20 protein-coding genes are annotated in these 21,339 nt (G+C 65.6%); 6 read left to right on the top strand and 14 right to left on the bottom strand.

Features of this window, described 5'->3' with window-relative positions; translation table 11 throughout:
- Nucleotides 1-28: 28 nt before the first annotated feature.
- Both AC1DDG_RS11705 and AC1DDG_RS11700 read right to left on the bottom strand, forming a co-directional pair.
- Nucleotides 29-1,009 (bottom strand): glycosyltransferase family 2 protein, encoded by a 981-nt coding sequence (locus AC1DDG_RS11705; RefSeq protein ID WP_230119788.1) that lies wholly within the window; start codon nt 1,007-1,009, stop codon nt 29-31.
- Nucleotides 1,010-1,028: 19 nt separating this feature from the next.
- On the bottom strand, nt 1,029-1,808 hold the full coding sequence (locus tag AC1DDG_RS11700; protein WP_290369783.1) for a glycosyltransferase family 2 protein: 780 nt from the start codon (nt 1,806-1,808) through the stop codon (nt 1,029-1,031).
- A gap of 348 nt (nt 1,809-2,156) precedes the next feature.
- On the opposite strand from AC1DDG_RS11700, the gene AC1DDG_RS11695 reads away from it, so the two are divergent.
- Entirely contained in the window at nt 2,157-3,065 is a 909-nt protein-coding gene (locus AC1DDG_RS11695; RefSeq protein ID WP_230119786.1) for a glycoside hydrolase family 16 protein, read from the top strand.
- Nucleotides 3,066-3,081: 16 nt separating this feature from the next.
- Here AC1DDG_RS11695 and AC1DDG_RS11690 read toward each other — a convergent pair whose 3' ends face one another.
- Together AC1DDG_RS11690 and AC1DDG_RS11685 are read right to left on the bottom strand one after the other, a co-directional pair.
- The gene (locus tag AC1DDG_RS11690) at nt 3,082-3,969 is read right to left on the bottom strand and encodes a metallophosphoesterase (protein WP_230119785.1); all 888 of its coding nucleotides are present in this window, start codon (nt 3,967-3,969) and stop codon (nt 3,082-3,084) included.
- Nucleotides 3,970-4,385: 416 nt separating this feature from the next.
- Entirely contained in the window at nt 4,386-4,721 is a 336-nt protein-coding gene (locus AC1DDG_RS11685; protein WP_230119784.1) for a YciI family protein, read from the bottom strand.
- A 229-nt stretch (nt 4,722-4,950) separates the two neighbouring features.
- Between AC1DDG_RS11685 and clpB the strand changes: the two genes are divergently transcribed.
- Nucleotides 4,951-7,608 (top strand): ATP-dependent chaperone ClpB, encoded by a 2,658-nt coding sequence (clpB, locus tag AC1DDG_RS11680; RefSeq protein ID WP_230119783.1) that lies wholly within the window; start codon nt 4,951-4,953, stop codon nt 7,606-7,608.
- A gap of 38 nt (nt 7,609-7,646) precedes the next feature.
- Here the strand turns inward: clpB and AC1DDG_RS11675 are convergent, their stop codons facing one another.
- Nucleotides 7,647-8,147, bottom strand: a complete 501-nt coding sequence (locus tag AC1DDG_RS11675) for a septum formation family protein (RefSeq protein WP_476876186.1) — start codon at nt 8,145-8,147, stop codon at nt 7,647-7,649.
- Nucleotides 8,148-8,575: 428 nt separating this feature from the next.
- Between AC1DDG_RS11675 and AC1DDG_RS11670 the strand changes: the two genes are divergently transcribed.
- Both AC1DDG_RS11670 and AC1DDG_RS11665 read left to right on the top strand, forming a co-directional pair.
- On the top strand, nt 8,576-8,809 hold the full coding sequence (locus AC1DDG_RS11670) for a DUF3073 domain-containing protein (protein WP_230120272.1): 234 nt from the start codon (nt 8,576-8,578) through the stop codon (nt 8,807-8,809).
- A 273-nt stretch (nt 8,810-9,082) separates the two neighbouring features.
- Complete coding sequence (locus AC1DDG_RS11665) at nt 9,083-9,907, top strand: VOC family protein (RefSeq protein ID WP_230120268.1); 825 nt, start codon at nt 9,083-9,085, stop codon at nt 9,905-9,907.
- A 73-nt stretch (nt 9,908-9,980) separates the two neighbouring features.
- Here AC1DDG_RS11665 and purM read toward each other — a convergent pair whose 3' ends face one another.
- From purM to uraD, 6 genes are all read right to left on the bottom strand, one after another.
- The gene (purM, locus tag AC1DDG_RS11660) at nt 9,981-11,174 is read right to left on the bottom strand and encodes a phosphoribosylformylglycinamidine cyclo-ligase (RefSeq protein ID WP_230120266.1); all 1,194 of its coding nucleotides are present in this window, start codon (nt 11,172-11,174) and stop codon (nt 9,981-9,983) included.
- Complete coding sequence (purF, locus tag AC1DDG_RS11655; protein WP_230120265.1) at nt 11,171-12,868, bottom strand: amidophosphoribosyltransferase; 1,698 nt, start codon at nt 12,866-12,868, stop codon at nt 11,171-11,173. Before purF ends, purM begins: the two co-directional genes overlap by 4 nt.
- Nucleotides 12,869-12,915: 47 nt before the next feature.
- The gene (locus tag AC1DDG_RS11650) at nt 12,916-13,299 is read right to left on the bottom strand and encodes a hypothetical protein (protein ID WP_230120263.1); all 384 of its coding nucleotides are present in this window, start codon (nt 13,297-13,299) and stop codon (nt 12,916-12,918) included.
- Nucleotides 13,300-13,385: 86 nt separating this feature from the next.
- Nucleotides 13,386-14,243 carry a fumarylacetoacetate hydrolase family protein gene (locus AC1DDG_RS11645; protein ID WP_476876185.1) on the bottom strand — a complete coding sequence of 286 codons (858 nt, stop codon included), beginning with the start codon at nt 14,241-14,243 and terminating at the stop codon, nt 13,386-13,388.
- Nucleotides 14,244-14,254: 11 nt separating this feature from the next.
- Nucleotides 14,255-14,593: a hydroxyisourate hydrolase gene (gene uraH, locus AC1DDG_RS11640; protein WP_476876184.1), complete on the bottom strand. Its 339-nt coding sequence runs from the start codon at nt 14,591-14,593 to the stop codon at nt 14,255-14,257.
- The gene (gene uraD / locus AC1DDG_RS11635; RefSeq protein WP_476876183.1) at nt 14,590-15,087 is read right to left on the bottom strand and encodes a 2-oxo-4-hydroxy-4-carboxy-5-ureidoimidazoline decarboxylase; all 498 of its coding nucleotides are present in this window, start codon (nt 15,085-15,087) and stop codon (nt 14,590-14,592) included. Before uraD ends, uraH begins: the two co-directional genes overlap by 4 nt.
- Before the next feature lie 386 nt (nt 15,088-15,473).
- Between uraD and AC1DDG_RS11630 the strand changes: the two genes are divergently transcribed.
- Together AC1DDG_RS11630 and AC1DDG_RS11625 are read left to right on the top strand one after the other, a co-directional pair.
- Nucleotides 15,474-16,157, top strand: a complete 684-nt coding sequence (locus AC1DDG_RS11630; protein WP_230120250.1) for a response regulator transcription factor — start codon at nt 15,474-15,476, stop codon at nt 16,155-16,157.
- Entirely contained in the window at nt 16,154-17,587 is a 1,434-nt protein-coding gene (locus AC1DDG_RS11625) for a sensor histidine kinase (protein ID WP_476876182.1), read from the top strand. Before AC1DDG_RS11630 ends, AC1DDG_RS11625 begins: the two co-directional genes overlap by 4 nt.
- A 20-nt stretch (nt 17,588-17,607) precedes the next feature.
- Here the strand turns inward: AC1DDG_RS11625 and AC1DDG_RS11620 are convergent, their stop codons facing one another.
- The 3 genes from AC1DDG_RS11620 to AC1DDG_RS11610 all read right to left on the bottom strand — a co-directional run bounded on the left by AC1DDG_RS11620 (nt 17,608) and on the right by AC1DDG_RS11610 (nt 21,290).
- The gene (locus AC1DDG_RS11620; protein WP_230120246.1) at nt 17,608-18,411 is read right to left on the bottom strand and encodes an IclR family transcriptional regulator; all 804 of its coding nucleotides are present in this window, start codon (nt 18,409-18,411) and stop codon (nt 17,608-17,610) included.
- 88 nt (nt 18,412-18,499) lie between these two features.
- Nucleotides 18,500-19,756 (bottom strand): aminopeptidase P family protein, encoded by a 1,257-nt coding sequence (locus tag AC1DDG_RS11615; RefSeq protein WP_476876181.1) that lies wholly within the window; start codon nt 19,754-19,756, stop codon nt 18,500-18,502.
- Nucleotides 19,757-19,868: 112 nt separating this feature from the next.
- Nucleotides 19,869-21,290: an MFS transporter gene (locus AC1DDG_RS11610; RefSeq protein ID WP_230120242.1), complete on the bottom strand. Its 1,422-nt coding sequence runs from the start codon at nt 21,288-21,290 to the stop codon at nt 19,869-19,871.
- Nucleotides 21,291-21,339: the final 49 nt, after the last annotated feature.

Below are 21,339 nucleotides of genomic sequence, written 5' to 3'. Positions count from 1 at the left end.
GCGTGGCTGTGTTTTGGATTAATGCAAATCAATTGACTTCCCTCCAGCTGGGTCGTGCTCCGTTTTGCTTCGATTCCGCGTCTATGGGGGCTGCTGGCAGGCGCCGCCCGCGGACGTACCCGCAGGTGGTGACGGCCAGTACGGCGATGATGGTCATGGCGCGGCCCAGGCCCGCCGGATCCTTGCCCTGGACCCGATCCCTGATGCCGACGAACACCGCACGGGGCAGAATCTGCCGGACGTAGCGCCGTTCCGGTCCGAGTGCCCGCTTGTGCCCGACAATCTTGCTGACCTGTGCCTTGGAAATGCCCTCGGACCAGGCGCGCCGCAGCATGTAGTTCAAGGTGCCGCGCTGGGCGGGAACGAAGTGATGCACGAGGGCAGCGGGTTCGTACACCACACGGGCGCCCGGCGTGCCGATGACCGCCCTGATGCAGATCTCCGTTTCCTCGCAGCCGAGCGGCAAGGAATTTTGTCGGCCCAGGGAGGTGTTGAAGCCACCCACGACGTCCAGTACCTCGGAGCGGAATGACATGTTCGCGCCGATCACGTTGCGCACTTCCGCGGCCACCCTTGGCATCCCCCGGTGGGTGCAGCCGACGATCCAGTCGAGCTCCTCCGCGAAATAGCCCGGACGCCCCTTTTCCCACACGGGAACGGCTCGTCCGCCCACCGCCAGGACATCGTGGTCGTCGTAGAGCGCCGTCAGGCGTTCCAGCCAGTCCGGTGCCGCCTGGGCGTCGTCGTCCAGGAAGGCAACGATGCCGGCGGTGGCGGCGGCGGCGCCCGTGTTGCGTGCCCCGGACAGGCCCTTTGGGCCGGTGTTTTCCAGGATCACGACGTCCGACACCGTGAAAATGAGCCTCTTGTAGAGGTCCATGTTGTAGTCGACAACCACAATCGTCTGCTCCGGCGGAACCGACTGGCCCCGGACAGACTCAACGGCTGACATCAGCAGGTCCCAGCGATCCTCCGTGTAGGAGCAGATCACGACGGAAACCGCCGGCAAGCCCTCAGTATGATGCATGTTAGTCGCCCGCCATGAGGCCCAGGACAGTCTGGGGATCGGTTGGAATGTGAGGAAGGGAAATGCTTGGGTACTTGTACTTCACGCGCCTGAGTGCCTCCGGCCGGGCGCCAGCCGTGGGCGCCTCCCACCCGACGCACTCGCGGGCAAGGGTCCGGAGGACGCGCCAGCCGTCGCGAAAAGTGTGGAGGTTCGAGTTGCCGGAGATGCGGTTGAGCTCGTTGCTGGGGACCTCTGCGATCCGCAGCCCGGCCCTGGAGGCGCGGACAATCAGTTCCGTCTCAATCTCGAAGCCCTCAGACTGGAGCTCCAGGATCTGCAGGCACTCACGGCGCATCGCGATGTAGCCGTAGCAGAGATCCGAGAAATCGCTGTGGAGCACGAGGTTGGCCAGGCCGGTCAACGCCCGGTTGCCGGTGCTGCGAAGCAACGTGATGTCCTCGGAACCTCCGCCCGTGACGTAGCGGGAACCCTTGACGAAGTCGAATTCGTGCTGAAGCGGGGAAACGAACCAGCCGATCTCCTGGGGGTCCATGCTCCCGTCTGCATCGAGCATGACGATGATGTCGCCGGAGGCTGCGGCCAGGCCGGCCCGCACCGCGAAGCCCTTGCCGGCCTGCGGTTCGGAAACCACCACGACGTCGAGGCGGAGGGCGCGGGCGACGTCTACTGTGCTATCCAGGGAACGGCCGTCGACGATCACCACTTCGTCTACATAGGAGGGCATTCGTCGAAGGACCCAAGGAAGATTCTTGGCCTCATTCAGGGTGGGGATAACCACGCTGACCGAAGCCAAGGGCGATGGAGCAGGTAAGTCTGCGCGCAGACTGGAAACAAGAACAGGGATGGTCACTAGCCTCACCACTCAATGGAGTTGTATGCCTTTGCCAACCCGCAGCAGCCTTCCCGGTCTCCCGGGAAGTAGACCAAAGCGTTTGCTGCTGCGTCGGAGGCAACTTGCGTGCACTCCCCCTCGTTTATGTTTTATTTATCAACTTGGGAAAACCTTGGGGTTCCTTGGGGTCACCCCACTTTTGGGGGTCGATGAACGCCGGGATCGGCGCAACCCCCAGTTTTGGGGGTCGCTAAATCCTAGGAAGCGTGAAGTTCGTGGTGCCAGACTTGCCGCATGTTTTTCTCAGCCCAGTGGAGCATCCGTCCGCGCCGGGGCCGGCGGCGCCGTTACGGCCTCCGGAGCCTGGCCACGCTCGCCGCGATGGTGATGCTCGCCGGATGCGGATCCGTGGCCAACGAAGCCCGGCGGTTACCGCTCGGGGAGCTGCCCCCTGTCGACCCCCTCATCAGCAAACTGCCGGTGGGTGACCTGCCCGGCTGGAAACAGGTGTTCCTCGAGGACTTCGACAAGGGCAACGTTCCCGTGGGCAGTTTCCCGGGCGATGCGTACGGCCAGATGTGGAGCGAGGGATACAAGGACGGGACCCCTGACACGGCGGGACAGACGGGAACGAAATCGGGCTACTACCCGTCCAAGGTGCTGAGCGTGAAGGACGGGACCCTGGACTGGTACCTCCATTCCGAGGACGGCGTCTCCATGGGCGCCGCGCCCACACCCAAGATCCCGAATGACAGTTCGAACCCGCACCGGGCCAACAGCCTGCTCTACGGAAGGTATTCGGTCCGCTTCAAGGCCGATTCCCTGCCGGGCTTCAAGACAGCGTGGCTCCTGTGGCCGGACAGCGGGGCGTGGCCGCGGGACGGCGAGGTCGATTTCCCTGAAGGCGACCTTTCCAAGACGTTCTACGGTGCCGTGCACAAAATGGGCAAAGACCCGCAGGACCAAGACCTGTTCGACTCCCGGGCAACGTTCGAGACGTGGCACGTCGCCACGATGGAGTGGAGCCCGGGCAAGGTCGAGTTTTTCCTCGACGGCCGCTCACTCGGAGCAGGAACGGAGAGCACGCCGACGACCCCCATGCACTACATCCTTCAGACTGAGTCCTGCCTGCGGGGATGCCCGGAGCCCGAGACGGCGGGACACGTATCCGTGGACTGGGTGGCCGTCTGGAAACGCGGCTGAGGGGGAGTGGTAAGAACTACTTCCGTTCAATGGTGAAGTCGTCTGTGAAGCTGTAGCCTTCGGCGGGGACGAACCTGGCGGAGAGCCGGCCTGCCGTGGCGGTGACGTCCAGGGTGCCCAGTGCCGCATCGCGGTTTCTGCCCGCCATGGCGGCAAAGTACCGGGCTTCGGAATCGTCGCCGTGCACGTCGTAGAAGCCCACCCCGCCCGTGCCCACAGTTGCGAAAACCGTTCCGGCACCGTGGACCATGCTTTGATCGGAATCAGCAATGCAGCCTGTCGAAAAAGCGTCGGGCACGACATTGGCACACGGAACACCGATGCGGAGCTGGTGCGTCCGCTGGTACGTGTGTTCATGCCCCGTCAGCACCAGGTCAACGTTCTTGTCCACCAGCAAGTTCATGAAGTCCTTGCCCGGCTGGCACTCGTACTTGCCCACGCTGAGGCAGGGTGCGTGCATGCCCACCACGGTCCAGGGAATCCGCTTCGACTCTGCTCCGTCCAGGGCCGCCGCGGTCCAGCGCCAGCGCTCGCTGTTCCTTGAATAGTCCAGGTTTTTTCCGTCGTGGAAGTCAATGCCGGGAGACACCATGACGAACCGCACCAGGGGGTTCCGTTCCGGGACATCGACGTACCACTGCGTGCCGTAGTCCCCCTGGAGGCCCGGCAGTTTGTTGGGCAGGCACCTGACGATGTTCTGGATGTCGCCGTCGTGGCCATCACTTTCGTGGTTTCCCGTGACGACCTGGTAGGGAAAATCGGAGCCCAGTTTACCCGTGACCATGTCGCAGAACTCCTGCTCGAGCCCGGCCTCGTAGGAGTAATCCCCCAGTCCGAGATTCAGCTGCGGCCGGAGCCCGGCAATGGTGTCCAGAACGCGCCGGGCCCCGTCGCCGAGGCCCACGTCGCCTTGCGCCGTGAAGTGGACAGAGGGTTCTGCCGGCTCCGACTGAGTGGGCGTTGCGCTGGGGCTTGGTGTTTCGGTCGGCCGCGATGTTGCGGTCGGGGAAGGCGCTGGCGGGCTCGATGTTCCCGGCGAGCCGGTTGTGGGTGGCGGGCTCGACGGCGGGGGCTGCGGCGGGTCTTGCTGGCATCCGGTCAGGAGCAACGCCAAGGCCAAGACGGCGGCCGGAACCCGTCCTGCCAGCTTCCGCGGAGTGGACGGTCCAGTCATGATCCCTCACATCACAGAACGGCACCTGATGACGCGGATCAGCCCGAGGCGATAGCGCGACAACTGCTTGGCCCCAGAGTAACGCCGGCTGCGCAGCTTAGGCCATAGCAGAGGCTTCGCCCGTCATCCCGCGTCGCCTCCCTCCGTTACATGCCCGGGATGTCGAGGGCCTCGTAGACCTGGATGTTGGCGCCGGGCATCATCAGGTGCGGGTGGCCCTCGAGCAGGGCCAGGGCGCCGTCCATGTCCTCTGCCTGAAGGATGCCGTACCCGCCCACGTTCGTGCTGGTGTCGGAGGTTCCGGTGGCGCTGACCTCTTTGCCGGCGCCCAGCGGATTACCCATGTCCACGATGCCGCCACCCGCCCGCTGGGCCCACTCCATCCAGGCCTTCATGCCTTCTTGGGCGGCCTCGGGGGTGCTCTCAGCCATTTGCGCTTGTGCCGACTGCGGGGCGTTGTAAAGAACAACAAACTTCGTCATGTCAGGTCCTCTTCTCGAGTGTGCTGATGAAACCATCATCGCTGGTCACGGGTCGATCCTAGGGGGATTCCGGTGGCAGGGATACAGTTCAAGGGCGATGGTTTTCCCGAAGTTCATCTGCCCCGAAAGGGCCGTTCGCTGTGGGCAAACTTGGACCTCTCAGCGTCTTTTGGCAAAGTTGAGCGTATTAGACTCAATTTACTTCATCGCATCCCGGAAGGAGCTCTCTTTGGACGCCAAATTCACCACCAAGAGCCAGGAGGCTCTCTCTGCGGCAGCCATGAACGCGTCAACGGCCGGAAATCCCCAGGTGGAGCCGGCCCACTTGCTGAAGGCGCTGATGGACCAGCGGGACGGCGTCGCCGTCGCCCTGCTCCGCGCCACCGGGACGGACGCGGATGCCGTCAGCGTGCAGGCCAGCACGGCCATCAAGAAACTGCCCGCAACGTCGGGAAGCTCCGTCCAACAGGCGCAGCTGTCCCGCACGGCCCTGCAGGCCATCCAGACCGCGCAGAACGAGGCGGACAGGCTCGGGGACTCGTTTGTCTCCACCGAGCACCTGCTGCTGGGCCTTTCGGCCGGGAGCGACGGCGTCGGAAAGCTTTTGCGCGACGCCGGCGCCTCCCACGAAGCGCTGCTCGCCGCGGTGCCCGGGGTGCGCGGGGACCGCACCGTCAACAGCCCTGATCCCGAAAACACGTTCCAAGCCCTGGAAAAATTCGGTACGGACCTGACCGCCATGGCCCGCTCCGGGAAGCTGGACCCGGTGATCGGCCGCGATACGGAAATACGGCGCATCATCCAGGTGCTGAGCCGGCGCACCAAGAACAACCCCGTGATCATCGGCGAACCCGGCGTGGGCAAGACGGCCGTCGTCGAGGGCCTGGCCCAACGGATCGTGGCCGGCGACGTGCCGGAAAGCCTGCGCGGCAAGACCCTCATCGCGCTGGACCTCGCGTCCATGGTGGCCGGTGCAAAGTACCGCGGCGAGTTCGAGGAGCGGCTCAAGGCCGTATTGGAGGAAATCAAGAACTCGGACGGCCAGATCGTTACGTTCATCGACGAGATCCACACCGTGGTGGGCGCCGGCGCCACGGGCGAGAGCTCCATGGACGCCGGCAACATGCTCAAGCCCATGCTGGCCCGCGGCGAGCTGCGCCTGATCGGTGCCACCACGCTTGACGAGTACCGCGAGAACATCGAAAAGGACCCCGCTCTGGAGCGCCGCTTCCAGCAGGTGTACGTGGGTGAGCCGAGCGTGGATGACACAATCGGCATCCTCCGCGGCCTGAAGGAGCGCTACGAGGCCCACCACAAGGTGGCCATCGCGGACTCCGCGCTGGTGGCGGCGGCGTCGCTTTCCAACCGGTACATTTCCGGGCGCCAATTGCCGGACAAGGCCATCGACCTCGTGGACGAGGCCGCCTCCAGGCTGCGGATGGAGATCGACTCCGCGCCGGAGGAAATTGACCAGCTGCGCCGACAGGTGGACAGGCTCACCATGGAGGAGCTGGCCCTCGCCAACGAGAAGGACGCGTCCTCGGTGGAGCGTCTTGCCGCGTTGCGCGCGGACATGGCGGACAGGAAAGAGGAACTCGCCGCCCTGAACTCCCGCTGGGAGGCGGAGAAGGCAGGCCTGAACCGCGTGGGAGACCTGAAGGCCAAGTTGGACGAGCTTCGGTCCGCCGCGGACAAGGCCCAGCGTGAAGGCGACCTCGAGACCGCCTCGCGCGTACTCTACGGCGAGATTCCGGCGCTGGAGCGCGAACTGAACGCCGCCGCAGAAGCCGAGGCCGCCGTCACGGACAAGTCCGGTCAGATGGTGGCGGAGCAGGTCACTGCTGACGACATCGCCGAGGTCATCTCGGCCTGGACCGGCATCCCCGCCGGCCGCATGCTGCAGGGTGAAAGCCAGAAGCTGCTCCACATGGAGGAGGAACTCGGCAGGCGCCTGATCGGCCAGTCCAAGGCCGTGGCCGCCGTGTCCGACGCCGTCCGCCGCGCCCGCGCCGGCATCAGCGATCCGAACCGCCCCACCGGCTCCTTCCTGTTCCTCGGCCCCACCGGCGTGGGCAAGACCGAACTGGCCAAGGCGCTCGCGGACTTCCTGTTCGACGACGAACGCGCCATGGTGCGGATCGACATGTCCGAGTACAGCGAGAAGCATTCCGTGGCGCGGCTCGTGGGGGCGCCCCCCGGCTACGTGGGCTACGAGGAAGGCGGTCAGCTGACCGAGGCCGTCCGCCGTCGGCCGTATTCCGTAGTGCTGCTCGACGAGGTTGAAAAGGCGCACCCGGAGGTCTTCGACATCCTTCTGCAGGTGCTCGACGACGGCCGCCTCACCGACGGCCAGGGCCGCACCGTGGACTTCCGCAACGCGATTTTGGTGCTGACGTCCAACCTGGGCAGCCAGTTCCTGGTGGACCCCATCCTGGACGCCGAGGCCAAACGCAATGCCGTGATGGCTACGGTGAACGCGTCCTTCAAGCCGGAGTTCCTGAACCGGCTGGACGAGGTGGTGCTGTTCGACCCCCTGACAGTGGACGAACTCGCCAGGATCGTGGAGCTGCAGGTGGCAGAGCTGTCCGGCCGGCTTTACGAGCGGCGGCTCTCGCTCGAAGTGACCGACAGTGCCCGCGCCTGGCTGGCGATGTCCGGCTTCGACCCGGCGTACGGCGCCCGCCCGCTGCGACGGCTGGTCCAGCGCGAGATCGGCGACCGCCTCGCCAAGGCCATCCTCGCCGGCGGAATCGCGGACGGCGACACTGTGCTTGTGGACACGGCCGCCGACGTCGACGAACTCACCATTGAGGGGCTCGAGGCCATGGCAGGACCCGGTGGCGGCGCTCCCGCCGGAAGCGGCCTTTCGGTCCGCCGCAAGGGCTAGTCGCCGCCCGCCCGCGCCTAGGGGACGCCCGCCCGCGACTAAGGGAGCAGGCTGGCCTTGATGATGTTGCCCGCGTCCGCGATGACGTAGCAGTCGACGCGGCGGTCGCCTTGGCCCCAGCTGTCGCTGCTGGGGTAGGCAAGCCTGTAGCTCAGCACATAAGCGTTGGATTTGCTGGTCAGGGCCGCAGCTTGGCAAGCCTCCCGCGCCTTGGCTTTCATCGCTACCCTGCCGGGGTAGGAGTCCCCGGCAGGGTAGCGGTGGGCTGCCACGAGCTGCGCCGAGTGCTCGGTGGTGCACGCCACCACGGTGGCGCCGGTTGCTGATGGGTCAAAATCCTTGAAACAGTCGCCAACCCTGAAGTCCAGCGGGCTCACGCCCTTGAGTGGGAGCTTGGGGCGCGGCGATGCGGACGGAGCGGCGGCGGAGGCCTGCCCGTTGGAGGCACCCGGCTGTTTCGCGGCCTCCAGCGTTGCGGTGGCCAGCAGCGAAGTCAGTGTCCAGGTGAGCAGGCCGGCCACTCCGAGCAGTGCCACCACGAAGGCCGCCTTGAACAGGTTCTGCCTCAGTTCGGCCCTTGGCTCCGGGGCCGGCCGGGCTCCGGGATATGGCGAGATATCCTCCGGGGCGGTTTGCGGCGGCGCAATTCTGGGTGGGGCAGCCGGGGGCGGCGGGATGGCCCGCGGCCCGGCGCCGGGGACTGGATTGTCATCATTCACTTGGGGCGGCACCCCTTTCCAAGACCGGATATTTCAGTCGTTCATGAGACTCTATCGAACAAAAAATCCGTGCAACCCCCTGATTACGGCGGTTGTTGCCCTCCACCGGCCCGGCCGACGCGCCCGTGGCGAGCAGTTGCCGCCGAAAGCATGTAATCTAGGGATACGACAAATTGACCAAACATTCCGGGGCCTCACCGATAGCCAAGGTGACCACCTCCGGTCCAAGTACAAAAGGGGGTCACGCCATGGGGCGCGGCCGTCAAAAGGCAAAAGCTACCAAGCAGGCTCGGGACATTAAGTACTACTCCCCGAACACTGACTATTCGGCCCTTCAGCGTGAGCTCACGGGCCCGGGAAGTCGTGCTACGAGCCATTTCGCGAATGAACCGGTCGAACCGGACTATTCAGCCTACGTGGATAAGTACGCGGACGATTTGGAAGACGACGACGACGAGGTTGACTCCCGTCGGATCGGTTAGTCGTTACAGCCTGAACCTGCCGTAAGGCAGTCAGCTGCATGCTGCCGTCGTGCACCTTGTGTGCGTCGTTTGTGTGCGTAGTTCAATTCCGGCACCCCGTTTGGAAGTCTTCTTTCCAAAGACCAGGTGCCGTCGCAATCATCAAAGCCCGCCGGGCATGCCAGTTAGTGGCGTGCCCGGCGGGCTTTTTGCTGTTCTGGATTCCGCCTTCACCGGCGGGCCTGTTCACGTCTAGGCTGAAGAAGGTTTCTCTCCAACGAAGGGATAAGCGGCATGGTTCAGCGCAACGGATACACACGAGGCGAGTTGTGTTGGGCCGACGTCCAGACGCCGGATGTGGCGGCCGCGAAGTCGTTCTATGCGGCGGTGTTCGGCTGGCGTTACGAGGATCTGCCCACGCCGGACGGGCGCAGCTACGGCCAGGCGTTCGTGGACGGTGATCTGGTGGCAGTCGTCGCGCCGCAGCCTCCGCAGCAGCAAGGCACGCCGGCGCAGTGGAACGTCTACTTCGCTGCTGATGACGCCAAGGCCGTGGCCGAGGAATCCCCCCACGCGGGCGGAACCGTGGTCTTCGGCCCCGAGGAAGTGGGGGACACCGGCGTCATGGTGTTCGTGGAGCCGCCCGGCGGCGGCAGCACCGGCGTCTGGCAGGCCGGAACGCACACGGGCAGCGGGCGGTACAACGAGCCCGGCGCGTTCGCCTGGGCCGAACTTCTCACGCCCGAGCCGCAGGCCGCCGTCGGATTTTTCCAGCAGGTGTTCGGCCACGAGGTGACGGAATATCCGCAGGACGACGGCGGCACGTACACCACGCTGATGGTGGACGGCGCGGAGGTGGCCGGCGTCGCCCCGGCGCCCGAGGCAGATGAAAGCGCCCACTCCGAGGCTGGGGATTCGCCCGACTCAGACGGGGCCGAAGCCCGGGCGCGCCTGGGCTGGCAGGTCTACTTCGGTGTCTCCAGCGTCAAGGAAGCCGTGCTGGCGGCCGTGGCTGCCGGTGCGGAGGTTCTCGTGGAGCCGGAGTTCGATGAGGACGCCGGAACCATCGCCACGCTGAAGGATCCGCAGGGCGGAGTGTTCAGCGTCCTTGAGGTTTAAAAACGCATCGAGTGCTCCGTAACTGCCGTTATGAACCTTCTAAACGGCAGTTATGGAGCACTCGATGACGACTTTAGGCGTAGGTGTTGACCATGCGGACGGCGCCGCCGTCAACGCCCTTGGCGCCCTGGACGTAGTCCGGACCGGTCTTGAGGATGGAGTCGGAGTCCGCGCTGACCGTGCCCATGATCCAGGACGGCAGGCCTCGCTCGTTCAGGCGGGCCACAGCGGCGTCGGCGACGTCGGCGGAGACGATCGCCACCATGCCCACGCCGAGGTTGAGCGTGCGCTCGAGGTCTGCGAGGGGTACGCGGCCGAGTTCGGAGACCAGCTTGAAGATGGCCGGCAGTTCCCACGTGGCGCGGTCCACCGTGGCCACCAGACCCAGGGGCAGGACGCGGGCCAGGTTGGCTGCGAGGCCGCCGCCGGTGACGTGGCTGAAGCCGTGCACGGCTCCGCGGCCTGTGGCAGTGTCAGTGGTCACCGGGAAGGCGCGGGCGAGGTCCAGGCAGTCAGCGGCGTAGACGCGGGTGGGCTCCAGCAGTTCCTCACCCAGCGTGCGGCCGAGTTCGGAGACTTGGCGGTCCAGGGCCCAGCCGGCGTGGTTGATGACGCGGCGGACCAGGGAGTAGCCGTTGGAGTGCAGGCCGGAGGAGGCCATGCCGATCACCACATCGCCGGCGCGGACCCGATCCGGGCCCAGGAGGGCGTCGGCCTCGACCACGCCGGTGGCAGCGCCCGCAACGTCGTATTCGTGCTCGCCCAGCAGGCCAGGGTGCTCGGCGGTTTCGCCGCCCACGAGGGCGGTGCCGGCGACGGAACAGGCCGCCGCGATGCCGCGGACGATGTCCGCGATGCGCTCCGGGACCACCTTGCCGCAGGCGATGTAATCGGTCATGTAGAGCGGTTCGGCGCCCACCACCACGATGTCGTCAACCACCATGCCCACGAGGTCGAAGCCGATGGTGTCGTGGATGTCCATGGCCTGGGCGATGGCCACCTTTGTGCCCACACCGTCCGTGGACGTGGCCAATAGCGGGCGCTTGTAGGTGAGAAGCTTCGAGACGTCGTACAGCCCGGCAAAACCGCCGACGCCGCCAATCACCGACGCGTTGTGGGTCGCCTTGACGGCGTCCTTCATGAGTTCGACGGCGCGGTCGCCCGCTTCGACGTCGACGCCGGCGGACGCGTACGTGATGCCGGCGTTGTTCTGTGCCAAACGGTTCTGGGCAGCGTTCATGTCAGCAGTGGGAGAGGCGGAAGTCATACGGACTCTTTCTTGTCAGCGCCGACGGGGGCAGCGTCGTGGTGGACATCAGGCACGCGGTCGGCCTCGGTCAGCAGGTTCTCAAACTCGGAATCCGGTCCGGGATCACAGCCCGTTGCGCCGGGCTTCTCCGCAGGGTCTTCGGTGACGGGAATGCTGTCCGGGTTGCCGTCGGCTGCGGACGCGGGCTTGGAGAGTGCGGCAGAGCCCGCTGCGGGCAGCCCGCCGAGGTCCGTGCGCTCCAGCAGGTTCTTGCCGAGCTTGTCCGCGCCGGGAAGCTCGATGGGGTACTTGCCGGTGAAGCAGGCGGTGCAGAGACGTTCGCGGGGCTGACGCGTGGCGTCGATCATGCCGTCTTCGGAAATGTACGCGAGCGAATCGGCGCCGATGGCCTGCGAGATTTCCTCGATGGTGGCGCCGTTGGCGATCAGCTCTGCACGGGAGGCGAAGTCTATGCCGTAGAAGCAGGGCCACTGCACGGGCGGGGAGGAGATCTTCACATGCACGGACGCGGCCCCGGCCTCGCGAAGCATCCGGACGATCGCGCGTTGGGTGTTGCCGCGGACGATCGAGTCATCCACCACCACAACGCGCTTGCCGCGGATCACGGACTCGAGGGCGTTGAGCTTGAGCCGGATGCCCAGCTGGCGCAGGGTCTGCGAAGGCTGGATGAACGTGCGGCCCACGTAGGAGTTTTTGACGAAGCCGTGCGCGAACGGGATGCCGGATTCTTCGGCGTAGCCCACAGCCGCGGGAGTGCCGGATTCCGGGACCGGAATGACGATGTCCGCTTCCTGGGTGTTTTCGCGGGCCAGCTGGCGGCCCATTTCCACGCGGGATTCGTACACGGAGCGTCCGGCGATCGCAGCGTCGGGGCGCGCGAGGTAGACGTATTCGAAAACGCAACCGGCCGGCGTCGGCTCTGCGAAGCGCTGGGACCGCACGCCCTGCTCATCGATGGCGATGAATTCGCCGGGTTCGATCTCGCGGATGAAGCTGGCGCCGACGGTGGCGAGGGCGGACTGCTCGGAGGCAACCACCCAGCCGCGCTCCAGCCGGCCGAGGACCAGCGGGCGGATGCCGAAGGTGTCGCGGGCGGCGTACAGGGTGCCTTCGTCCATGAAGACGAAACAGAAGCCGCCCCGGATCTTGGGGAGCAGTTCGATGGCGGTCTGTTCGAGGGTTTTGCCCTCTTCGCCTTCGAGGAGTGCGGTGACCAGGGCGGTGTCAGAGGTGTTGCCCTGCTTCATTTCGCCGCTGAGCTGGCCGCCGTTGCGTTCCGTGATCATGGCGTTGAGTTCGGCGGTGTTGGTCAGGTTGCCGTTGTGCGCCAGGGCAACAGTGCCGGTTGCGGTGGCGCCGAGGGTGGGCTGGGCGTTGGCCCAGTGGCTGGCTCCGGTGGTGGAGTAGCGGCAGTGGCCCACAGCCAGGTGCCCGGTCAGGGTGTTCAGCGTCGTCTCGTCGAAGACCTGGGACACGAGGCCCATGTCCTTGTAGACGTTTATCCGCTTGCCGTCGCTGGTGGCTATACCAGCGGACTCCTGACCGCGGTGCTGCAATGCATACAGCCCGTAATAGGTGAGTTTTGCTACTTCTTCACCTGGTGCCCAAACCCCGAAGACGCCGCAAGCGTCCTGAGGGCCTTTTTCGCCAGGGAGAAGATCATGAGAAAGTTTTCCATCGCCGCGTGCCACTGGTCGATTATCTCACGTCATCAGGTAAGGAACTTCCGGCGGCCGGTTTATGACCGGAGGCCGGGTTCGCTGCCGTTGTCCCGCGGTTGCTCCTGCGCTGGGGGCTGTTCCGTCTCCGTCGCGGCCTGTTCGGCGTCGGCAACGGCTTCCGGTACGGCTTCGACGACTGCCTGCTGCGTGCGCCTGACGCTCAGCCGGTCCAGGATAAGCGCAGCAATTGCGCCGAGAATCACACCGCCGGCCGCACACATCACCATGAAGAAGCCGAAGACGGAGCCGGGGTCGTAGCTGGCGTCGCCGGGAAGCGCGTAGGCGATGATTGCCGCCACGGCGATGCCCAGGAGTCCGCCCAGGATCAGGAACGGGACGTACTTTGGCGCGCGACGTACAGTGATTTCGCGCCGTTCAGGGGTGGGGTGGTCAGAAGCCATGCCCTCTAGCCTACTGTCATCGGGAGCCCGGTACCGGAGCCGGGTTTGACGCCGGTACCGGGCGGCCGCCAGAAAACCGCAAGGGATCAGGCCGGAGCCGCCGCGTCGACGAGCCGCTGCCGCTGTTCGCCGAGCAGCCCTCCGCCGGACATCCGCATGATGTCTCCGGCCCTGAGGTACGGGAACCGGCCGGACAGGGCAACGCCGGCCGGGGTGCCTGTGGTGATGAGGTCGCCGGGTTCGAGCACCATGTACTGCGAAAGGCGGCGGACCAGCTCGGCGGGCCCGAAGACCATGTCCTGCGTCGAACTTTTCTGGCGCGGTTCACCGTTGACCCATGACGCCAGTTCGATGGCGCCGGCGTTGGCGGCGGTGGCCGGCACCAGCCACGGGCCTACCGGGTTGAAGGTGGGGCAGGACTTCCCCAGCGACCACTGCGGTCCGGAGTGTTCCAGCTGGTACTCGCGCTCGGAGACGTCGTTGGACAGCACGAATCCCGCGATGCAGGCGGCAGCCTCGGTGTCGGACTTCAGGTAGCTGGCCTGCTGGCCGATCACGACGCCCAGCTCCACCTCCCAGTCCACGCGCTGTGCGCCGGGAGGGATCACGACGTCGTCGTTGGGTCCCACCACGGTGTTGGGGTGCTTGAAGAAGATGATGGGCCGCTCCGGCAGCGGAAGGCCGGATTCGGCCGCGTGCGCCGCATAGTTCAGGCCGACGCCGATCACCGCACCAGGACGGGCGATCGGCGCGCCGATCCGCTTTCCCTCCATGGCTACGCGCGGGAGTCCTGTCAGGTCGAGCTCGTCCAGCTGTCCGGCCCACGTCTGGAGGAAGCCGCCGTCGATGTCTGCAGTGACGGGACGCAGGTCGTACGCCTGGCCTTCGTCGTCGATGATTACGGGGATCTCGTTTCCCGCCGTGCCAATGCGCATCAGCCGCATGGTTGTCCCTTTCAGCTGCCGCGGTAGGTCGAGTAGGCGAACGGGCTCAGGAGCAGCGGCACATGGTAGTGCTCCGTCCCGGTCACCTCGAAGATGAGGTCCACCTCGGGAAAGAACGTGGCCGTGCCCTGCCCCGCGTAGTAGGCGCCCGTGGCGAAGTTGAGCCGGTAGTTGCCCGGTGCCAGCTCCGCGGGGCCGAGGTCCTTGGCGCGGCCGTCGGCATCGGTGGTGCCGTTTGCCAGCTGAGTCCAGCTGCCGCCGTCGTTCGCATAAAGCACGACGGCGACGCCCGCCGCCGGGCGGCCGGCACCGGTGTCCAGGATGTGGGTGGTGACGTGGGAACCGCTCATTCGCTGATCACTCCTTCGAGCCGCAGCAGGGCGATTTCGCGCAACTGCCGGGCCACAATGACGTCTTCTTGATCGGGGGTGTTGGCCAGGCGCTCGTTCAGCGCGGCCAGGATTTCGGGAGCCGTACGGCCGGCGGCGCGGATCAGGAAGACGCGGCCGAACTTTTCCTCATAGGCGCGGTTGCCGGCCGCCAGAGCCTCCGTGACCGCCGTGTCCGCGGGGTCGACGCCGGACTGTTCGGAACGCGACATGGACGCCTCGGCGGTCGCCGCCGTCGGGCGTTCCCCGATCCGCGGGTGGTGCGCCATGGCGGCTTCTACTTCCTCCGCGGTGAACGGGGCGGCGGCCCGGCGGGCGAAGCCGAGCAGCGCCTCGCCGGTGGCGAAGGGCCGGGCGTCGGCGATCTGGTCCACCCAGCGCTGGATGTCGATGCAGGGCCGGAGGGCCGCGCTGGCGTCGGCGCGGTCGGCTTCGTTGAATTCGGCAAGCTTCATGCTTGGTGATCCCTCGTGCAGGTGCTGGCATCCATGGTGACGGCTATGCGGAGAGCCGGGTCTTCTTCCGGCGAAACCGAGACGAACTGCTGGCGGTTTCCGCATCATGGAACTGTTATTTCAGCATACGTAATAGTGAAGCCGACCGGAAGCGCCGGTGTCAAGAGAGTACCGCACGGCCGGTGGTGGCTGCGGGTCACATTTCCTCCGCACCGATCATGGCTGCGCTTGGCGTTTAAAGAACCCAGCATGAACTCGGCGAGGGCGGCGCGGTCCGATCGTCGCTGGTGCCTCGGAAATCCAAGAGTTGTCCAAGAATGGTGCCGCAATCCCCCTGTTCCGTGTGTATCCCCAGCGGTTTCGGCCCAGCGGGAACATAATCAGGTATGCAGATCCTGGTTGTTGAAGATGATGAATCGGTTGCCGCCGGCGTCCTTGAAGGACTGGTCCGCGCCGGATTCCAGACCAGACACGTTGCAGACGGAAAGACGGCCCTCGCCGCAGTACGCGACTCGGGCCCTGACTTCATACTCCTTGACCTTGGATTGCCGGACATGGACGGCACCGACGTGTGCCGCGAAATCCGCGCGCTGACCCTGACGCCGATCATTGTGGTCAGCGCGCGGGACGAGGAGATAGACAGAGTGCTGGCTCTGGAACTCGGCGCGGATGATTACCTCGTGAAGCCGTTCGGCATGCGGGAACTCATTGCCAGGATCCGGGCGGTGGCACGGCGCTCCGATGACCACGCAGGGGAGGGCCAGGCCGCTGGCGGGAGTGCCAGGCAAATCGGCACGCTCAGCATTGACCAACGTTCGCGCCGCGTGCTCGTGGACGGCATGGAAATCCACCTGACCGTCAAGGAATTCGAGCTCCTGTACTACCTGGCGGAAGACCCGGGGGCGGTGTGCCCGCGTAGCGACATCCTTCGGGCCGTTTGGGACGGCAACTGGTACGGCACCACAAAGACGCTGGATGCGCATGTGGCCGCGATCAGGAAGAAGCTCGGGGACCCGCGCTGGATCGAAGCCGTGCGCGGGGTGGGATTCAGGCTGGACGTCCCGGGATGAGGTGGCGGCTGATCTCCGCCTTCATGGTGATCACCTTGCTGGTGGTGCTGGTCCAGGACATCCCGCTGGGGAACTACCTGGTCCGCGTCGAACGTGACCGCCTCACCACGTCCCTGGAGCGGGATGCCTTTCTGCTCGGCGGAAGAGCCAGGCAGCTGCTTGAAGCCGGCACCGGGGCGCCCGCCGGCGTGGCGGACGCCGTCCGCAATTACGGCCAGGCTAGCGGGGCCAGGGTGGTGATCGTGAATCCTGCCGGGACCGCGGTTGCAACGTCCGACGACGATCAGTCTGCCACCGGATCCTCCTATGTCTCACGCCCCGAAATCGCGGCGGCCCTGAGCGGCCAGATCACGTCGGGTCAGCGGCACTCCGACACGCTGGGCTTTGACCTGGTGTACGTCACCGTTCCAGTCCTCAGCGGCGAAAAAATTACTGGTGCGGTCCGCCTGACCTACCCCGCATCGGAGGTGACCGACCGGGTGTCCGGCCAGCTCACGGTGCTGTGGACCGTGGCGGCCACAACCGTGCTGCTGGCCGGCCTGCTGGCCTACCTCATGGCCGGCGCCGTCACAAGGAGGATCAACAGGTTGCAGAAAGCCACGGAGCGGCTTGCCGAGGGCGACCTTTCAGCCCGGACCGAAGAGGACGAGGGCGCCCCGGAACTCCGTGCCCTTGCGGGGTCGTTCAATCGCATGGCAGACAGGCTGGAACACCTACTCCAGCAGCAGAAGGGCTTTGCCAGTGACGCCTCCCATCAGCTTCGCACCCCTCTGACCGGACTGAGGCTGCGGCTGGAGAACGCCGTTGACTCCCTCGGCAGCGACCCGGACAATGCCCGGGTCATGGTGGCCGGCTCCCTGGAGGAAACGTACCGGCTTCAGCGGATCATCGACGGGCTGCTGCTCCTCAGCCGGGCGGACAGCCGGGACGTGGCACGTGCCACCGTGGATCTGAGTGCCGTCGCCTGGAACCGGCTGGAGCAGTGGGAGGCGCTCGCCGAAGAAACCGGAGTCCGGATCAGCCTGGATGCCCTTCCGGAGGCTAATGTCACGGCCATGCCGGGCGCCGCCGAACAGATCATCGACAACCTCATTGACAACGCCCTCGCCGTGGCGCCGCCGGGTTCGCTAATCAGACTGGTGGTTTCACATCCTGAGAGTGACGGAATGGTGGAGCTCCACGTTATCGACGAAGGTCCCGGACTCTCCGCCGAGGACAGCCAGCGGGCGTTCAACAGGTTCTGGCGCGGGCCGGGCAGCTCCGAGGGAACGGGGCTGGGGCTGGCAATCGTACAGCAGCTGGCCGAGGCCAGCGGAGCCGTTGCTTCGCTGGCCCCGCGGGATCCCGGGGCCAACACCGCCCCGAACGAGTCCGGGGGAATCACCGGCCTGGACGCGTGCGTGACGTTCAGAGCGGCGGCAGGGCCGTGATGCCGGCTGTGGTGTGACGGCTATTGCGGGGAAGCTCCGCCAAGCCGCGAGGTTACGCGCCCGGCAGCGGCAGAGCACGATTCAGCGAGGCTCTGCAGTGTGTCCGGAGAGACGCGGAAGCGGGGCGCCGGGATGAGCACCGCCGCCACAATATCGCCGCGGTGATCGTAGACAGGGGCCGCGACGCCCACTTCATCAAGCGAGGATTCACCGTAGTTAACGGCCCAGCCGCGCCGGGCGACGTCGCCCAGCCGGATCAGATAGGCCTCGAGGCTGGTGTCGTCCAGGCCCGGGTAAGTGATCGCTCCGCTGCGCAGCAAAGTACGGACGCGGTCGGGGGACTCCGCGGCGAGGAAGACCTGTACAGAGGCACTCAGGGCATCGTTATAGCGGGCGCCCAGCGGGGTGGTGTGCTTGATCTGGTGATGGCTGGCGATCTGCTCCACGCACATCGAATCGGAGCCGCTCCAGACCATCAGGGCACTGGTTTCGCCGGTCTGTTCGGCGAGTTCGCGCAGGACAGGGTATGCCACACGGCGCTCTTCGAGTTCGGCCAGCAGCGGCCCGGCGACGGCGATGAGGCCCAGGCCCAGGCGGAACCTGCGGGTCTCCGGATCGCGCTCCACCAAGTGTTCCTGCTCGAACGTGGCCAGGATGCGGGAAACGGTGCTCTTGTGCAGGCCAACGCGGTTGGCGATCTCGGTGACGCCGAGCAGCGGCTCGTCCGCCGTAAAACTTCGCAGCACGGCGATGGCGTTGACGATGACCGACGTGCCCTTGGTGTCACCGTTGCCGCTGGTTTCGGGAGCTTCTGCAGAGGTCATGGTGTCCACCATCATTCCGTATGTGAGCCGGAAAGCGGCGCCACGCAGGACGTGGCGCCGCTTTCCGGTGAAGGCTGATGTGGTGCTGTTATGCCCCCACGATGTTGTATTCCGGGCCGAACGGGAACTTGGTGATGTTCTCGGCGCCGTCCTCGCCGACCACGAGGATGTCGTGTTCGCGGTAGCCGCCGGCTCCGGGCTGGCCGTCCAGGACCGTGATCATGGGCTCCATTGAAACCACCATGCCGGGTTCCAGTACCGTGTCGATATCCTCGCGGAGCTCCAGCCCGGCTTCCCGGCCGTAGTAGTGGCTGAGGACGCCGAAGGAGTGCCCGTAGCCGAAGGTGCGGTTGGCCAGGAGGCCGTGGCCCACGTAGATCTCGTTCAGTTCGGCAGCGATGTCCTTGCAGACGGCGCCGGGCTTGATGAGTTCAAGGCCGCGCTTGTGGACTTCCACGTTGATGTTCCACAGTTCCAGCGAGCGGGCATCCGGTTCGCCGTAGAACAGGGTGCGCTCCAGTGCGGTGTAGTAGCCGGAGGTCATGGGGAAGCAGTTCAGCGACAGGATGTCGTGTTCCTGGATCTTGCGGGTGGTGGCCCAGTTGTGTGCGCCGTCCGTGTTGATGCCGGACTGGAACCACACCCAGGTGTCGCGGATCTCGGAGTCCGGGAAGGTCCGGGCGATTTCGTGGACCATGGCCTCGGTTCCGATCAGCGCCACCTCGTACTCGGTGATGCCGGCCGTGATGGCGTTGCGGATGGCTTCGCCGCCGAGGTCGCCGATGCGTGCGCCGTGCTTGATCACCTCGATCTCCTCGGCGGACTTGATCATCCGCTGGCGCATGGCCGCCTGGGCCACGTCCACCAGGGTTGCGGATGCGAAGGCGGCCTGGATCTTGTTGCGGTTGTCCAGCGGCAGCGAGTCGTCCTCGACGCCGATCCGGCGGGCGTTGATGCCGCGGCTGCGCAGCACTTCCTGGATGGCGTGGATGTAGTTGTCGCGGCGCCAGTCCGTGTAGACGAGGTTGTCGCCGTAGCTGCGGCGCCACGGCATCCCGGCGTCGATGTTCGCGGTGACGGTGACGGTGTCGTCCTTGGTGACCACCATGGCGTAGGACCGGCCGAAGTAGGTGAAGAGGAAATCGGAGTAGTACTTGATCGAGTGGTAACTGGTCAGGACGACGGCGTCCAGTTCCTTCTCAGCCATGATGCGGCGCAGGCCGGCCAGGCGGCGTTCGAACTCCGCGTCGGAGAATGTCAGCCTTACTTTTTCGCCATTGTTGAGGACCTTCAGGCGGTCCAGCTTGGCGACATCGTTGACGGCCTCGGTTTCGATGGTGGTCATGGGTTTGTACCTTTCTTTAGTGCTGAATTGAGTGAGGAAAGTTTGAGGTGTGCCCCGCCGGAGGCGGGCTGGGGTGCAAGGGTCCCGGAGGTGAGGGTCCCGGACATGCGGTTCACTCCTGCCGGAGCGGTTTCTTGGACGTCTCGGTGGCGAACAGGACGGCGGTCAGGGAGACGACGGATGCTGCCACCAGGTACCAGCCCGGGGCCACCTTGCTCTGGGTGAGGCCGATGAGCAGCGTGGCCATGAACGGTGCCGTACCGCCGAACAGAGCGTTGGAGAGATTGAAGCTGACGGCGAATCCGCTGTAACGGACGCGGGTGGGGAACAGCTCCGCCAGGAAGCTTGGAAGTGTGCCGTCGTTGAGCGTCAGCATGCCGCCAAGCAGGATCTGGACCAGGACAATGACCAGGAAATTTCCGGTGTCCAGGAGCATGAAAGCCGGGACCGTCAGCACGATAAAGAGCAGGGAAGCGGTGATCAGCATGCGCTTTCGGCCGAACTTGTCCGAAGCGCTGCCAGTCAGGAAGATGAAGCCGATGTAGCTGGCCAGAGCGATGGTGGTGGCCAGGAACGATTCGGCCGCACCGAAGCCGAGTTCCTCCGACAGATACGTGGGCATGTAGCTGAGGATCACGTAGAACCCCACAGCGTTGAGCAGGACAGCGCCGGTGGCGATGATGAGCTGCTTGCGGTACGTCCGGAACATCGCGAAGACCGGTGTTTTGACTGTGTGGTCCTCGGCAGCCAGGGCCTGGAAGGCAGGGGTGTCTTCGAGCTTGGTGCGGATATAACGGCCTATCAGGCCCATGGGCGCGGCGAGCAGGAATGGCAGCCGCCAGCCCCACTCATGCAGCTGCTCGGGGGTGAGGACGGTGCTGAGGAGCGCCGCGATCAGGGAACCGAGCAGCAGGCCGGCCGCGGTGCTGGCTGGAACGACGGCGGCGTAGAGGCCGCGCTTATTGGCGGGTGCGTACTCCACGAGGAAAGCCGAAGCACCGGCGTATTCCCCGGCGGCGGAGAAGCCCTGAACGACCCTGACCAGGAGGAGAAGGATCGGCGCCATCACTCCGATGCTGGCGTATCCAGGGATCAGTGCGATGCAGAACGTCGACACGGACATGATGACGATGGAAAGCGACAGTGCTTTCCGCCGTCCCAGGCGGTCGCCGAGGTGTCCCCAGAAGAATCCGCCAAGGGGGCGGACGAAGAACGAGACCGCGAAGACGGCGAAGGTGGCCAGCAGGGCCGCCTGCCGGTCGGCGTCCGGGAAGAAGACCGAAGAGATGGTGGCGGCGAGGTAGCCGTAGACGGCGTAATCGAACCATTCGACGAAGTTGCCGATGAAGCTGGCCGTGACTACCTTCCGGCGCGTTTCCCTGCTGACGCCGCTGACATCGTCACCGCTGCTGCCGTCCGGATCCACGCGACCGCTCAGTGTGGCGGGTCCGGGCGATGTACTGCCATGCCCGTCATTCGACTCCGGGCTGGTTGGTCCCGCAAGAGCGGCGGGGGAGGAAGTTTCGTTACTCATATGTCCACCAAAGTGTTTGGAGTTGCAATCAGCGCAACGCTGTTGCACC

This window comes from Arthrobacter sp. 10L430, assembly GCF_056395245.1.
Note: the sequence above shows the minus strand (reverse complement) of the source record. Positions and strands in the feature narration are given on the sequence as shown.